The organism is Uliginosibacterium sp. sgz301328 (genome assembly GCF_041807905.1).
GTDB lineage: Bacteria > Pseudomonadota > Gammaproteobacteria > Burkholderiales > Rhodocyclaceae > JBGVSA01.
The window spans coordinates 1-15,011 of sequence record NZ_JBGVSA010000047.1; the positions used below are offsets into that span (position 1 = coordinate 1).

Annotated in this window: 12 protein-coding genes; all 12 read right to left on the reverse strand. The window is 65.0% G+C overall.

The window, feature by feature from the left end:
* Positions 1–1,539, reverse strand: a 1,539-nt coding sequence (locus tag ACDA63_RS19545; RefSeq protein WP_373664978.1) for a transglycosylase domain-containing protein, incomplete at its 3' end; no start/stop codon positions are given.
* 217 nt (positions 1,540–1,756) lie between these two features.
* A complete protein-coding gene (locus ACDA63_RS19550) occupies positions 1,757–2,860 on the reverse strand; it encodes a sugar phosphate nucleotidyltransferase (protein ID WP_373664979.1) in 1,104 nt (367 codons plus the stop codon).
* Between the two features lie 46 nt (positions 2,861–2,906).
* On the reverse strand, positions 2,907–4,124 hold the full coding sequence (locus tag ACDA63_RS19555; protein WP_373664980.1) for an acyltransferase family protein: 1,218 nt from the start codon (positions 4,122–4,124) through the stop codon (positions 2,907–2,909).
* Between the two features lie 34 nt (positions 4,125–4,158).
* The gene (locus tag ACDA63_RS19560) at positions 4,159–5,625 is read right to left on the reverse strand and encodes a lipopolysaccharide biosynthesis protein (RefSeq protein ID WP_373664981.1); all 1,467 of its coding nucleotides are present in this window, start codon (positions 5,623–5,625) and stop codon (positions 4,159–4,161) included.
* A gap of 250 nt (positions 5,626–5,875) precedes the next feature.
* On the reverse strand, positions 5,876–6,850 hold the full coding sequence (locus ACDA63_RS19565; protein WP_373664982.1) for a polysaccharide pyruvyl transferase family protein: 975 nt from the start codon (positions 6,848–6,850) through the stop codon (positions 5,876–5,878).
* Positions 6,851–6,852: 2 nt separating this feature from the next.
* Positions 6,853–7,830, reverse strand: coding sequence for a glycosyltransferase family 2 protein (locus tag ACDA63_RS19570; RefSeq protein WP_373664983.1), 978 nt, complete (start codon positions 7,828–7,830; stop codon positions 6,853–6,855).
* 13 nt (positions 7,831–7,843) lie between these two features.
* Positions 7,844–8,602 (reverse strand): WecB/TagA/CpsF family glycosyltransferase, encoded by a 759-nt coding sequence (locus tag ACDA63_RS19575; RefSeq protein WP_373664984.1) that lies wholly within the window; start codon positions 8,600–8,602, stop codon positions 7,844–7,846.
* Positions 8,599–9,618, reverse strand: a complete 1,020-nt coding sequence (locus ACDA63_RS19580; RefSeq protein ID WP_373664985.1) for a hypothetical protein — start codon at positions 9,616–9,618, stop codon at positions 8,599–8,601. Before ACDA63_RS19580 ends, ACDA63_RS19575 begins: the two co-directional genes overlap by 4 nt.
* Entirely contained in the window at positions 9,615–10,676 is a 1,062-nt protein-coding gene (locus ACDA63_RS19585; RefSeq protein WP_373664986.1) for a glycoside hydrolase family 5 protein, read from the reverse strand. The genes ACDA63_RS19580 and ACDA63_RS19585 overlap by 4 nt, the downstream gene beginning before the upstream one ends.
* A complete protein-coding gene (locus ACDA63_RS19590; RefSeq protein ID WP_373664987.1) occupies positions 10,666–11,781 on the reverse strand; it encodes a glycosyltransferase family 4 protein in 1,116 nt (371 codons plus the stop codon). Before ACDA63_RS19590 ends, ACDA63_RS19585 begins: the two co-directional genes overlap by 11 nt.
* Before the next feature lie 25 nt (positions 11,782–11,806).
* On the reverse strand, positions 11,807–13,087 hold the full coding sequence (locus ACDA63_RS19595; protein WP_373664988.1) for a hypothetical protein: 1,281 nt from the start codon (positions 13,085–13,087) through the stop codon (positions 11,807–11,809).
* Entirely contained in the window at positions 13,084–14,160 is a 1,077-nt protein-coding gene (locus tag ACDA63_RS19600; protein WP_373664989.1) for an acyltransferase family protein, read from the reverse strand. The genes ACDA63_RS19595 and ACDA63_RS19600 overlap by 4 nt, the downstream gene beginning before the upstream one ends.
* Between the last annotated feature and the right edge of the window lie 851 nt (positions 14,161–15,011).

Below are 15,011 nucleotides of genomic sequence, written 5' to 3' on the forward strand. Positions count from 1 at the left end.
CGGATTGGAGTGGCCGGCCATGTCGGTCGGGCGCCACCAGCGGCCGTCCGAGAGCCTCACCCATACCGGAGCGGCATCATAACGTCGCCACGGACTGATACCCGCTTCGAGCGCGGCCCCGTACACGATGGGCTTGAAGGTCGAACCCGGTTGGCGCGCCGCCTGCACCACGTGGTCGAACTGATCCTGATCGAAATCGCGGCTCCCTACCCACGCGCGCACCTCGGCATTCTGCGGGTCCATGGCGAGGAAGCCGGCCTCCAGGCGCGTCTTCGCCGCCCGCACGCGCTGCATCAAGGCGGCGTCGCCACGCAACTGCGCCAGTGCCTGCTGCGCCGTAAAACCATCGCGCACGGCGGCGCGATACTGCGGCGTCTCGCGCACGAAGGCATCGAGCAGATCCGGCCGTTGCTGCCAGAAGTACGCGAACGGCTCGGTGCGCGGGCGGAGCTTTTCGTACAGCTCGGTCGTGTTCGAGATCACACCGCTCTCGGCTCGGCCCCATTCGACATCGGCCACCGCCTGCAAGGCTTCTGTCTGCCGGGCGACGACCGCCTCGGCTTCGGCCTGCATACGGGTATCGAGCGTCGTCTCGACGACCAACCCTTCGGTGCGCAGATCGCGTCCGTTGCGCTGCGCCCAGTCCGCCAGCCAGCGACGCGCCCAGTTGGTGAAATGCGGCGCCACGTCGGGCGCTTCGCGTGGACGATTGAACGTCACGTTCAAGGGTTGCCGCGCCAACGCCTCGTAGTGCTGCGGCGTGAGTTGTCCATCCCGCACCATCTGCTGGAGCACAACGTTGCGCCTTGTGAGCGAACGCTCCGGCTGCAGGAAAGGGTTGTAGTAGTAGGTGCCCTTGAGCATGCCGACGAGCGTGGCCGCCTCGGCCGGGCCCAACTGCGCCGCCGACCTGCTGAAGTAGGTGCGCGCCGCCATCTCGATGCCCACCACGTTGTAGAGGAAGGGCACCGTATTGAGATAGGTCTCGAGGATTTCGTCCTTGCTCATCGCGCGCTCGATCTTCAGCGCAGTGATGAGTTCGCGCAGCTTGCGCTGCACGCTGCGCTCGCGGCCGATCTCATCCGGGAACAGGTTGCGCGCCAGTTGCTGCGTGATCGTGGAACCGCCCTGCGTTTCGCCATTGAGCGTGTTCCAGGCAGCCATCAGCGTGCGAGCGACGTCTATGCCGGAATGCTGATAGAAATGCTGGTCCTCGGTGGCGATGAGTGCCTGCACCACATACGGAGAAATCCTCGACAGGGGCACCGGCGCCTGTTGCCAACGACCGATGCTCGCCAGCACGACGCCATCGCGGCTGACGATCATGCTCGGTTTCGCCGAACGCACCGCCGCGATGGCAGCGACACTTGGCGTGGTAGCACCGAGCGCCAGCACGTACGAGCCGCCGAGGCTCAGGCCAACCAGCAACAGCGCGAAGACGAACGCCCCCAACGGGAGCCCGATGCGCACGATAAGGCTACGCCTGCCGGTCGGCGGCATCGCCACTGCACTTGCCATCTGCGGATCGTGCTGGGCCATGGTTCTTCGCGAGTCGGGCAACGCAAAGAAAACCCGTTGGCGGCGTACGTGCTGCCGGAATCGTCAACGAGTGGGAGTACTGAACGCATGCGGCTGCATGTCGCCACACAGAGACACTCGCGCAGACGCGCGCGTGCCCCGCTTCACCTCATTTCTTGTTTTAGCAGTCGGCAAGCGCGCGCGCCCTGCCCATAAGTTCGGCCGCGCGTGACGGGCATCACGCCCGCGCATCGCCCCAGCGCAGCGGGCAGCGGTCGTCCCCCACGAAGGTAGTGTTGCCCGCGCGATCCACACAATACTGGGGCGACACGATCATCTCCTTGAACTTCATTCCCTCGCCGATACGGGTGTATTCGAACAACACACTGCTATCGACGCGACTGCCGCGACGCAGGTGACTGCCGTGCCCGATCCACGTGGGCCCGATCACCGTGGTGCCCGGCTCGATGTGCACGCTCGACCCGAGGTACACCGGCCCTTCGATGCGCACGTTGTCCCAATCGACATTGGTATTGATTCCCACCCACACACCCGGGCGGACCTCCTTGCCCGGCATGTCCATCTGCGCCACCTCGCCGCGCAGCACCCGCTGGAGCACCGACCAGTAGTCGGTCACGCGGCCGATGTCGATCCAGTTGAAGAAGCGTTTCTGCGCATAGAACGGCACGCCCTTTTCGACCAGATCCGGGAACAGTTGCCCGCCGATGTCATACGCACCGTTCTGGGGAATCATGTACACCACCGCCGGCTCGAAAATGTAGATGCCCGTGCTGGCCAGCGTGGAGCGCGCATCGGCGGGCTTGGGCTTCTCCTGGAATGACACGATGCGGCCTTCCGGGTCCGCTTCGACGATGCCGTAGTTGACGACCTCTTCGAGCGGCACATCCAGCGTCACCACGCTCGCCAGCGCCCCCTTCGACTTGTGCTCGTGGAGTGCCGCGCCGATGTCGAGATCGATGATCGCGTCGCCGCAGATCACCAGCGTCGTCTCGTCGAAGAAACCCGAAAAATCCTGGATGCGGCGCATGCCGCCGGCCGAGCCCAGCGGGCGCGGGAGAATGTCGCCGTTCTCATAGACGCCTTCGTACGAATACCCGATGGTCACGCCCCACCGATGGCCATCACCGAAATACTCCTCGATGCGCTTGTGGTGGTAGGCCACGTTCACCATGATCTCGCGGATACCGTATCGCGCCAGATGTTCGATGAGGTATTCCATCACCGGCTTGCCGAGGATCGGAATCATCGGCTTGGGCAGATCCTTGGTAAGCGGTCTTACACGCGTGCCCTGGCCTGCCGCCAGGATGATTGCCTTTGCCATCGTTTCTCTCCCTGTGGTTCAACGAATCACTGCCATATTGGGTGCCTCACACCGAACCGTCTGTAGGCGCACGCCGCATGCGCGGCAGCCACGCCCGCGACACGCCCTCCACCACGCTGCGCCCCATGCTGATGCCTGGGCGTTCGATGCACAGGTGCAGCACCCACGCCAGCGCATAGATGATCGGCGTGGCAATGACGAAGCACAGGCCGAAGCGCTCCCACTCGGCGAGGTTGCGATACCCGGCCCGCAACGCGAAGTTGCCGGCCACCGGCATCAACACCAGCAGATGGACCAGGTAGACCGCGTACGACGTATCGCCGAGGAACACCGCCGGCCGGGAACTGCACACCCGGACCACGGCGGCGCGCACCTTGTCGACGCCGGGTATGCGCCAGAGGCTGCCGTTGTCGAACAGATAGAAGAAGCCCACCACCATCAGCAAGCGCGCGAGCGCTTCGGTCAGCCCCGTACCGAGATAAGTGCCGAAGCAGATCAGCACCGCCACCACGAACGGCGTGCGCATCGAGCCCGTCACGCGTGCGGATGCGGCCCACATGCCGATGAAGAACATGTACAGCTTGATCGGCAGGAAGGCCGGCATCGCAAAGCCCTCGAAGTAACCGGGAATCAGCGCCCGCAATGCCAGGCACGCTCCGATCGACAGCAGCCCGGCCGCCACGATCCCGATGCGCTGGCACAGCAGGATCAGGAACGGGAAGACAAAGTAGAACTGCATCTCCAGCCCGATCGACCAGTCCGGCAACGGTGTGCGGAAGGCGTAATGCGGCACCATCCCGAACAGGAAGCTCAAGTGCATGAAGACATTGCCGAAGCCCATGTCGAGGTAGCGCTCCGGCAAGGTCACGGCCGGCTCGTACAGCGCCCCCAGGATCTCGCGCATGTTCCACAGGTATGCGCCTGCGGCCAGCGACACGAACAGCATCACGTAGTACAGCGGCGCGATGCGGAAAAAACGCCGCAGCCAGAAGCGGCTCCACGACGAACGCGCCTCCCACGGTTCACGATCACGCCGCAGCATGTACTGGTGCGTCATCAAAAAGCCCGAAATGAGCATGAACAGATCCACCGCCAGGCCGCCCCATGACAGCACCGGCGTGTAGCGCAGCCCCGACAGCATCTGCACGTGCGCGAGCAGCACCCAGAACGATGCGATGCCACGCAGCCCGTCGAGCACCGGCACGTGACGCGCCACTTGCGCATCGGCCGGGATGGTCGGGTTGAGTTGTTTTATCCAGGTCATATACCGATCCCTTCTTGGAATTCCGGATTCCGCCTCACGCCGCGGCGGCGGCCGTGCGGCGGCGAACCACTTCGCCCATGAAGCGCGCCACCCTGCGCATCAGCGCGCGATCGAGCAGCCACAACAGCGCCGGATAGGCCAGCGCACCGGCAGCGATCATCACCGGCAGGCGATGCGCTGCCGGCCACGCCGCCAGCTCGTGCTGCACGCCCAGCACGATCGCGCCCATGCCCACCGCGCACATCAACAGGCGCGGTACGCCACGCCACTGATCGGCCAGGCCCAGCCCCGTCGTGCGGCGAAGAATGAACATGTCGACCGGCGTACTCACGAACAAGCGCCCGGCCCACGCCACGGCTGCCCACCACAACGACTCGCGTCCGAACAGCCACATCGCGGCGACGACGAAGATCAGTTGCAGGCTGATGCCGATCAGTGGCATCGACGGGCGTCCCGCGGCATTCATCAGCGGCATGGCGAACATGCGGGAGAAGTACTGGTAGGTGAGCAACGCCATCGCCGCGAACAAAGGTGCGGCCACCAACCAGCGAGCGCCGAACGCCACCGTCACCACCTCGGGGGCGCACACCGCCAGCCCGGTAAACAAGGGGAACATCAGCGCGCACGAGAACTGCACGGCGGACGCATACGCAGCGCGCAAGGCCGGCGCGTCCCCCTGCAATCGCGAGAACAGCGGCAGGGACAACTGCGACACCGCGCCGGCAAACAGATCGCGCAGCACGTCGACACTGCGGAAGGCGAGGTTGAAGTAACCCGTCACCTCGCTGCCCAGGAAAGCGCCGAGCATCAACGTGAACACCCGCTGGATGCTCCCCGCGATGAGCTGATAGGCCGTCGTGAACACACCGAAGGACAGCAGTTCCCTGCACTCGGTCCAGTAAAAACGGAGCCGCGGCCTGTCGGATGCCAGCGCCCACAGCACGGCCGACGAGAACGCCACCATCAGCACCTGCTGCGCCACGATCGACCACACGCCCGCACCGGCAATCGCCAGCCCGATACCGACCAGCCCGCCGGACAGGCGCCCGCCGAGCGAGCGAATCGCCAGCGGCCGGAATTCCATCGCGCGGCGCTGCCATGCGATCAGCACACTGCCAAAGCCCATGCACGGCAGCGACAGCCCCATCCACTGCAACACCGGCGCCATCGCCGGCTCGCCCAGGGCGGCTGCCATCGCGCCGGCGCCGAACCAGCACAACGCACCGAGCACGATGCCCAGCACCAGGTAGCCGCAGAACGCCGTATCGAAATGCCGCCTGGTGGCGTCCTTCCGCTGTACCAGCGCATCGTGGAAGAGAATTTCCACCGGAATGTTCAGGATCTGCACGATCGACAGCGCCATCGCCGTCACGCCCAGTTCCGTCGGCGACAGAAAGCGCGCATACACCACCAGCGAAATCAGCGACACGCCGCACAGCCCGAAACTCTCCAGCGTCGTCCACACCAGCGAGCGCGCAACGCGGCCACGGTGAGCGCTCATGTCAGCCTCCATTCGCAATGCAGGCATCCGGGCTTTTCACGGCACCGCGACACGCAACGCCGCTCGACGTGGACCTCCCCTTCTGCGTCGCCGCGCAGCGCAAGGGACCGGCCGCAGGCGGGCGACGCGGTGGGGTCGCTTTCTTGCCCGCCGGGGCGAGTCCCGGCCAAGGTCATGGGCGGACGTGGCACTCCAACCATCGCATGACGCCATTCGCAATCGGATCCGCTGTGAGACATCGCCCTCTTCCTCAATGCGCCGGCGTAACGCTCTTCACGTCACGCAACCACAAGTCGTAATACCGCCCCAGCTTGCCGTACGAGTTGTCTGCAAAGCGCACCGGCTTCTTCAGGAGCGCGGCGAAGATGCAGCCGTGCATGCGGCTGGTGACCACCTCGCGATGCGCCTCGAACACGTTACGCATTTCGCCCACCAGCCCATCGCAGAAGCGGTACCACGCGCGTCCCATGCCGAACTGCTGGGCGGTCATGCCTTCAAGTCGCATGCCTTTGCAGATCATGCGATACGAGTGCTTGCGCGCATCGCTGATCAGGTCGTCCCAGTCGAAGGAACTGTCGCGTCCGCTCTGGCCGGGCACCGCTTCGATGTCGCGGCGGATCAGGTACAAGGTGTCGCGCAACGCGTCCGGCGGCACGTAATGGTCGTCCCACAACTGGTGCGCCATGTCGGGCATGAGCACCACGCGGCGCGAGAACGCACCGTACAGGTCCTCCAGCGACGCCTCGTCGCGCACCAGCAGCGTCAGGTCCGGATGCTGGCGGAAGATCGCCGCCGAGCGCTGGCGTTCGGCCTCGGACATGAACTGCACATTCATCGGAAAGACCACGATCTTATGGTCGGGGAAGTTGGCGATGATCGACTCGCGCATGTGCTGGTGATCGGGATAGAGATCGCCGAAATTGCCCCCGCCCTGCAGCACGATGGTGGCGTCGCGCGGAATGCGTCGTCCCATCGCCGGCGAGTAATTCACGCCCGACGCGCGCATGACGACGTTGTAGCCGTAGTCGGCGAAGAACTTCTCCGTGCCCTGCATGATCAGCAGATCGCCCACGTTCAGGTACATCGGGTAATCGAGGTAGACCACCGGCCTGTCCTGCGGCACATAACGGGTAATGTCGGCCAGCCGGTCCTTGATGGCGCGCATCGCTTCGGCGTCCGAGCCGCGGTCGCGCATGAGCGTTTCTTCCTGTTTTGTCTTGAACATGGTCATCCTTGATGTGGCAGGCGGATCAGTTGGCGTTGCAGCTTCTGCACCATGCCGTCGTTGCGCCATGGCTCGCGCGCTTCGATGTACGACATGGCCGCCGAATTGAGGCGATAGGCGCGGCGCACCGGTTCGGGGTCCCGCGCGAAGGCCCGGCACATCGGGATCGCCGCGCGGATGCCGCGCACCGCCTCCCACGCAATGCCGTTGGAAAAACCCTTCATCACGTACGCGCAGGCGGCCAAGGCCAGCTTGCCCAGCGGCGCGCCGTACTTGTATTTGGAATAAAGGCTGTTGCGCACCGTGTAGAAGTAGCGCCCCTTGCCCCAGAAGACCCGATGCTCGGGCGAGACCTTGTGACGGATCGCCACGTCGGGCACATAGTCGATACGCATGCCGAGATTGATCATCCGGTAGGCCAGATCGATTTCCTCACAGCAGAAGAACAGACGCTCGTCGTAGCCACCCACGGATTCGAACGCGCTGCGACGGATGCAGTGCCCTGCGCCGATGAAGCGCGTGGTCGAAAAGCGCGCCTCGGGGCGGTTGCCGGGTCCCGGGTAGTCCCATGACGTATCGTCGTTGCTGCCCGTGAAGAAGTTGTCGATGCGAAATCCGATGGCGGCCAGTCGATGGTCGCGGTCCATCACCTCGACCGCGCGCGCCAGTTGATGCGGATCGCTGAACTCCGCGTCGCTGTCGAGCGCCACCACGTACGGCGCATCGCCCATGGCCGTGGCGGCATTGCGCCCGCCCGCCACGCCGAGATTGCGGCCGAGCTTGCGCAGCACGGCGCGCGGCTTGTCGGCAAGGAAAGCCTCGAGCCGCGCGAGGTTGTCGGGCTCGCTGCCCTGGTCGACGATGAGAATGCGGTGCTCCACGCCAACCTGCTCATGGGCGCTGGCGATGGCGGCGATGGTGTCATCGACGCGGTTCCACGACAGGACGATCACATCGACTTGCACGCTGGACTGGGTCATGAAAACGGGCTCCTCAAGCAGGTTGCGAACTCTGTGCAGAGAACGGACGTCGGCCATGGCGCAGGCACAGCGCGAGGAACACTCCGATATCCATGGTGTAGCGGCGGGCCAGCCGCGTCGGCTCCAGCGTCAGCCGGTAGAACCATTCCATGTGCAGCCGCCGCACCCATTCAGGCGCACGCGCCTTGTCGCCGCACATGAAATCGAACAACGCACCCACGCCCATCAGCAGGCGGGCGCCGATTTCGTCGGCGTGGTCGAGAATCCACTGCTCCTGCATCGGGTTGCCCATGGCAACGAGCACCACATCGGGACGCAGCGCATTGATGCGTGCGATGAGGTCGGGCGCGCGCATGCCTTCGTAACCGTCGATGGCGCCGACCACGGCCTGCCCCGTCGCCTGCGACAGCGCCTTGCCCGCCCGCGCCGCCACGCCCGGGCGTGCGCCGAGCAGTACGATGCGCACGCGGCGAGGAAAGGACTTGAGGAAGGCCGGCACAAAATCCGTACCGTTGAGGTTCTCGATGAAGCGCGTGCGATGCACCAGCATCGACGCGATATCCAGCCCGATGCCGTCGTTCACAATCACCACCTCGGGCGATGCCATGCGCGGCAGCAGCGGCTGGCATTGCACGACGAAATTGGTGTTGGCGAAGAACAGCACGCGGCGCTGCCCGTCGGCGTCCGCCTCGACGAGCGCGTCCCTGAGCGTGCGCGCGGTGTGTGCCGCGATGGGGAATCCTCCGAGCCAGGTGCTGGGTACGGTGTTCATGCGCGCCTCCCTTCGATGCGCGAGACGATGCCGTTGTACGTCTGCGCGATGGACGACCATGACAGCGACTGCGCGTAGGCCATGCCAGCCTCGCGCGCGCTGCGCGTGGCCTCGGGATGGGCGACGGCTTCGAGCGTGGCGTCGGCCAGCTCGCGAATGCTGTCGCGCATCACGCACAGCCCCTCAAAGAAATCCGCTTCGGTCTGCGGGCGCGTGGTCACCAGCAGCGCGCCGTTGCCCATCGCCGCCAGCGCAGAACCGCGCCGGCGCGTCACGCCGTCCGGAAACGGCAAGAGCGCGACGCGCGTGCTCGACAACCAGTCGGCCACCTCGTCGCCGCTGCGGTTGAGCAGCAGCTCGACGCCCATGTCGCGCAGCGTCGCCAGCGTCCCGTCGGTAAACGCCTCGAAGCCTGGAACGGTCTGTCCGATCAGAGCGAGCTTGAGCGCGGCGGCGCGCTTGCCCATCGCGCGCAGCACGTCGACGAATTCTTCCAGACCCTTGCCGGGGCGGATCAGTCCGAAGTACGCCACGTCGATGCGCGGTGCCTGCGGCGCGCGCATGGGGATGTTGCTGCCGATGGGCACTACGCTCGACTTGCCGCGGATCCACGGTGCGGCCCGGCACGCGGCATCGCGCTCGGCGTCGGCGGTGAACACGATGTGATCGGCGAACACGAAGAACAGGTACGCCAGCAGCTTGCCGGCCGTCCCCTTGCGCGAGTATTCGTGGAGCGTGACGATCTTGCGGCTTGCCAGCGGCATCGCGCACAGCAGGTAGGGCGACACGCGGCCGCTGTAACCCTGCGTCGGATGCTGCATCACAATGACATCCGCGGCGCGACGCAGGCGCGAGAAATGCGACAACACGCTGGTCACGCGCCAGTCGCGGCGGTAGTAGCTCGCGGCATCGATGCCCTGCTCGCGCATGGCGCCGAGCAGTTCTGCCGAGTAGTCACCGACGCCGCACACATCAGGCGGAAAGGAGCCGGTGACCACCAAAACTCGGGAACTCATTTTCGGTCTCCTGCAGTCACGGGTTTGAGGTATTTGCGCAGTACCGCTAGCTGCGGCGCATCCACGCCGCCGCGCGGCTGGATGCTCATGGCGTAGTCCGGCGCCCACCACGCGCCAGCCGCCCAATAGGTCCAGCCACGCCACACGCTCGAATCGCTCACCTGCGCGAGCATGGCGTCGAGCGCAGCGAGGCAGTCGGCATCGCCAGGTGTGCCAAATTCACCCAGAAAGAGCTGCTTGCCGTTGTCGCGCGCCCATTTCGTGACGGCATCGAAGGTGGCTGCGGCGCGCGCGGCGGGCACGCACTTGTTGTGCGTGCCGGAATAGTCGCTGTCGGCGTACTGATGCACCTCGATGACCAGTGGCGCGCCCGCCATACCCGCGAACGCGCGGGCGTTGGAAATGCCGCCGAACTCGCTCGTCCATTCGTGCGCGCCGCTCCAGCGGCCGCCCGACACCAGAATCAGGTTGCGCGCCCCGCCCTCGCGCAGCGCCGTGACGGCGGCGCGGGCTGCCGTCGCCCAACGATCGATGGGAATGAGGTTGGGCTCGTTCATCAGGCCGAAAGCCACGCCCGAGGCATCCGGGAACGCGCGGGCGATACGCAGCCACAGGTCGCTGAACGCAGCGACGGGCACGGCGTCGCTGCCCAGTTGCTGGCGTTTGTAGACGCCGTAGTTGTGCACATCGACGATCACGCACAACCCCGCCGCATTTGCCTCGCGCACGGTATCGGTCAGGCGCTTGAGTTCTGCTTCGTCAAGCGACTGGTTCAGCTCGGGCTGGAGACGCTCCCAGCGGATCGGCACGCGCACCACGTTCATGCCTTGCGCCGCGAAATACGTCATGTCGGTGCGCTGCGGATAGGTGTAATCCTTGTTCGCCACGCCGGGCTGCTTGAGCGGATTGAACTCCGCGCCTGCAATGTTCACGCCGCGCAGGGGCGCAGTGCCGAGGCAATCAGCCGCTGCGTGAGCGAACGTGACCACGCCAATGCAGGCGCACGCGGCGATGAAACGACGCGCTGAGTCACGAAGACGTGCTGATTCACCGCGCACCGGCCAACTCCTCGTAGACATCGACGTAGCCATCGGCGACTGCGCTCCAGCTATAGCGCTCGACGAAGCGCTGCGTGTTCCGGCGACGCAGCAGGTGATCGAAGTCGCCCCTGCCGTGCAAGGTGAGCAAGGGCGACACATCGCCACCCGCGGCCAGCACGATGCCCTGCCCCGACTGCTCGACAAGGCTGCGGAACGGCGGGATGTCGCTCAGGACCGGAATCAGTCCCGCACTCATCGCCTCGATGGGCGCAATACCAAAACCCTCGTGCCGCGACAGGCAGATGAAGTAGCTGGCACGCCCGATCAGCGCCGACAGTTCGGCATCGGTCGGGTTGGGCGCCAGCTCCACGGCGTCCGCAAGATCGCGCTGCGCGATGGCCGCCGACAGCGTGTCGACGGTGTGGTCATACTCGCGCCCGGCGATGATCAGTCGCCACGCGCCGTCGCGCGCGCGCAGCGCGGCGAGGAAATCGAGCGCTTCGACGATGCCCTTGTTGGCCGACCAGCGACCGAAGTAGATCAGCGTCGGCACCAGTTGGCGCGAACCCTTGTCGCGGTACTTTTCGACGTTGACGCCGTTCTCGATCACCGACAGGCGATCTCCGGGCACGATCCGCCGGAAGATGTCGCCGTCGTTGGCGCTGGTGGCGATGATGCGGTCGTAGGCCAGCGACGAGGTGCGCGTGACGGTGCGGAAGTAGATCTGCTTGAGCTTCGATGCAAAGCGGGTGTGAAAGAACCCGCCATGAGTAGACGCCACCAGCGGCCGACGATGGATCGCCTTGGTCGCGGCAAGGTAGTCAAAGAAGAAATCCACGCCGTGCACATGAACCACGTCGGCGTCGCGCACATAGCGCAACACTTGCGGGCAGAGCGGATAGCGCTCCGAGCCTACGTACGGCAGGCGCACCACGGGCACGCCGTCGACCATGTCTTCGTGCGGCAGCGCATTGGCAGCGTTGCGGAACACGCGGTCGAGCGTAATCACCACGGGCTGCTGTTCGCGCGCGGCGGAGTACGCGCTGATGTTGCGCACGACGTCCTCCATTCCGCCCACCGATGGGTGATATTGCCGGACGACGTGTGCCACTCTGATTGGCATGCGGTTTGTCTCCATATTGTTCATTTCAATGCGCTCCGAACGCGAGGCCGTCCGGGCGACGCGGTTGGCGGGCGAACGCCCCGACACCTTCGCGTGCCATGCAGCAGCCGAGCAGGAACCACGTGATCCCTGCCGTCTTGAGTGCGAAGAGCGACTGCCCGCTCACGCACAGGATCAGCGACAGGTACAAGGACAGATAGGCGCGATAGCGCACACCGCGTTCATCGGCCATGCGCAGGAAGCAGAAGCAGAACCACACGAACAGGCAGGCCAGCAGCCCGAAGCGGGAAATGACATAGGCGTAGCCCATGTCGCCGAAGGTGTTCATGGGCTGTTCCCATCCGGCGACCAGGCCGGCGGAAAAATCGAGCAGCGCCTTGCCGCTCCAGGCCAGACGGCCCATGAAGTTGTCGCCCGATGCCTCCGGCATGAGCGCGCCGATGGCCAGGTTGCCGGCCAGCGCGATGAAGGGGAAGGTGTAGGCAAGCGCATGCTCCACACCAGCCAGCATGAAGCGCATCACCACCAGCAGCGCAACGGCCACCAGCCCGTAACGGGAGTCCGCCATGGCGATCAGCACGCAGGCCGCGATGAAGAACAGCGTTCCGGTGCGCGCCTCGTCCCGCCCTTTCGAGAGCCCCCAGGCCGCAATGATCACCGCGAAGTTGCCCAGCGAAACCGGTTCGAGGAACACCGACGACACCCGATGGCTGCCGAACACCATCGGCAGGATGGTGCGGCCGATCTCGTCCGGGCGGACGCCGTTCAGTTGCAGCCGTGACTCATTGACGAAGTCCGCGCTCTCGGTGAGGCGGCCGAGATTCACGTAGTACGCATAGATGTTGAAGTACTCGGTGAACGTATCGAGAAACAGCAGTTCGAACAGTCCCACCGCGATCACGACGGCCACGATCATGGCAATCATGCGGTCGGCGCTGCGCACGTTGCTGAAGTTCATCCCCGCCCACAGGAAGAGAATCGGGATCGCGATGTCGCGCACGGCCTTGAAGTCCACCTGGCCCCGCATCAACGCCAGCACGCACTGGTTGGCGGCGATCACGGCCACCACCAGTACGACGCCGGGCGGAATGCGCCGCATGGCGAGCGGAATGCACGCTGCGAAAATCACCAGTTCGGTGGCGGCGAACAGCGTCGGCGTGACCGGATGCAGCTTGGTGCTGACCAGGCACAGCACCGCCTGGTACATCACGCTACCCATCAGCGCGAAGAACATCAGCGCGGTCATCGTGCGGCTGACGCGGGCTTCCTGCTGCGTGGCGGCCAGGTCATGGACAGCGTCCATCATGCGGTCCTCCCCAGCAAGGCCGGCGGCATGCGCCGCAACGCCCACGCCAGCGGCACCGTCAGGCACAGCGTCAGCACGGTGACGCCGATGGCCCACACCGGCGTGTATTGATCTTCCACCGGCACCAGTCCCAGCGCGCTGGCCGTGCCGCTCAACACACTGAACACCAGCATGTGGGTGGGGAAGATGATCAGCGTGTTATCCGACAGCCAGCGCGCCACGCGCGAGGCCGGCACCCGGTGCGCCCCGATCGTCACCAGCATTACCGCCAGCGTTGCGATGGGCACGTACAACAAGGGCTCGGCGCCGAACAGCATCTCGGCCAGATCGGCGTGACCGTTGGCGAACGACAGCAATATCCACGTCACCATCATGCACAGCAGTGCCGGCGCCCCGACACGCGCGAGACGCGCCAGCATCCACAGGTTGTCGCGGGCGTACTGGCCCATGGCATAGAACGGCAACGCCACCCACAGCGTGTCCAGCCCCAGGGGCAGCCGGTATTCCGGGTCGCTTGCCAGCGCGCACACGCCCACCGCCACCGCTACCGAAGCGATCACCGTGCCGCGCGAGGACAGCACCTTGCGGATCAGGTGATACGCCAGCGCGGTCACCAGCAGTCCGGGGAAGAACCACAGCGGTGGGTTGATGTAGAGATCGCTGCCGAGTCCAGAGAACAATCCGGCCAGCGGGTCGTGCCACGTAAGGTTCTCGAAACGCTCGGCCTTGTAGCCGATGTCGCGCGTGAGCAGCCAGTACAGGTACGAGATGCCGAAGAAGAAAACATACGGCACCGCCAGCGCACGCAGCAGGCGCACGCCAGCCGTGTTCACCGGATCGGCCAGCCGCGCCGGTTTGAGCAGGTAACCTGACAGGAAGAAAAACAACGGCATATGAAATCCGTAGATCAGGTTGAGCATGCCCGCCGGCATGCCTTTGCTATGTCCGAGCAACACCAGCACGATGCCCAGTGCCTTGGCGTTGTCGACAAACTTGTAGCGTGTCACGGGGCCGGCCTTGCCGACGGCGCGGGCACGCATGCGCGCGCCCGCTTCCAGTAGTTCGCTGTGCATCGAGTTCTTCCCTCTCCATTACTTCACCTGGGGATGTGGTCTCGTCCGTCAGCAAATTGGCCCTTGTTCTCCAGCCGATATTCGCTCCTGCTTCCGAGTGCTCCGCACCGCTCGTGGCGGCGATCCGGCGCGTTGTTATGCGCCGGCTCCTGGTCTCCAGCTCTCACCTGGTTTTCGGGTCGCCCCGCATGTCTTGGCATGGGGGTCATGGATATCTGGTGCTGCGCGGGCTTCCTTTTGAATGCCCTTTCTTGCGTGCGCCGTCGTTCATCGACAGTTGTCTCGACTGCGTAGGTACGTTGGCCGGGAGTTCGCCCCGGCGGGCGAGTAACTTCTTTGTTATCGACAAAGAAGTCACCAAGAAAACGACCCCACAGCGTCGTCGGCCCGTGGCCGATCCCCTGCGCTGCGCGGTCGAGAAGGCGGCTGCGGAACTCGTCGCTACGCTCCTCAGACAGTCCTCGCCGACCCCGCTGCGCGGGGCAACCTTCTCGCCCTGTGCTGCTCGGCGACGCTGAATGGGGAGCCCACGTCAGCCAGCCCAGTTGTTCGGGCGGCGGACAACGGCCCCTCTTTCCAGATACCCGCGATTTGGCGAGCACTTACAGCAATCGAACGTCGTTGTTGATCGAATGACACGTCAGATCGAAAACGGCGGGTCATGCGTCGCTCTTCCGCCCTACTCGCTACTCGTATGTGGCGATACTCTCGATGAGGTGGCTTTAGCTCCACGCACATCACGGTGCGAGCTATGGGTGGCCCCATTTGAGCCGCCGAGCAACGCAGACAAGTCAGGTCGCGGCGTAGCCGTCGGCGAGGACTGTCTGAGGAGCGCAGCGACGAGTTCCGCA

Bases quoted from the DNA above. Each gene is read 5' to 3' on its own strand.
- ACDA63_RS19565 (WP_373664982.1), bottom strand. From the start codon at position 6,850: ATGTTCAAGACAAAACAGGAAGAAACGCTCATGCGCGACCGCGGCTCG.
- ACDA63_RS19575 (WP_373664984.1), bottom strand. From the start codon at position 8,602: ATGAACACCGTACCCAGCACCTGGCTCGGAGGATTCCCCATCGCGGCA.
- ACDA63_RS19600 (WP_373664989.1), bottom strand. From the start codon at position 14,160: ATGCACAGCGAACTACTGGAAGCGGGCGCGCGCATGCGTGCCCGCGCC.
- ACDA63_RS19555 (WP_373664980.1), bottom strand. From the start codon at position 4,124: ATGACCTGGATAAAACAACTCAACCCGACCATCCCGGCCGATGCGCAA.
- ACDA63_RS19595 (WP_373664988.1), bottom strand. From the start codon at position 13,087: ATGATGGACGCTGTCCATGACCTGGCCGCCACGCAGCAGGAAGCCCGC.
- ACDA63_RS19550 (WP_373664979.1), bottom strand. From the start codon at position 2,860: ATGGCAAAGGCAATCATCCTGGCGGCAGGCCAGGGCACGCGTGTAAGA.
- ACDA63_RS19590 (WP_373664987.1), bottom strand. From the start codon at position 11,781: ATGCCAATCAGAGTGGCACACGTCGTCCGGCAATATCACCCATCGGTG.
- ACDA63_RS19570 (WP_373664983.1), bottom strand. From the start codon at position 7,830: ATGACCCAGTCCAGCGTGCAAGTCGATGTGATCGTCCTGTCGTGGAAC.
- ACDA63_RS19580 (WP_373664985.1), bottom strand. From the start codon at position 9,618: ATGAGTTCCCGAGTTTTGGTGGTCACCGGCTCCTTTCCGCCTGATGTG.
- ACDA63_RS19560 (WP_373664981.1), bottom strand. From the start codon at position 5,625: ATGAGCGCTCACCGTGGCCGCGTTGCGCGCTCGCTGGTGTGGACGACG.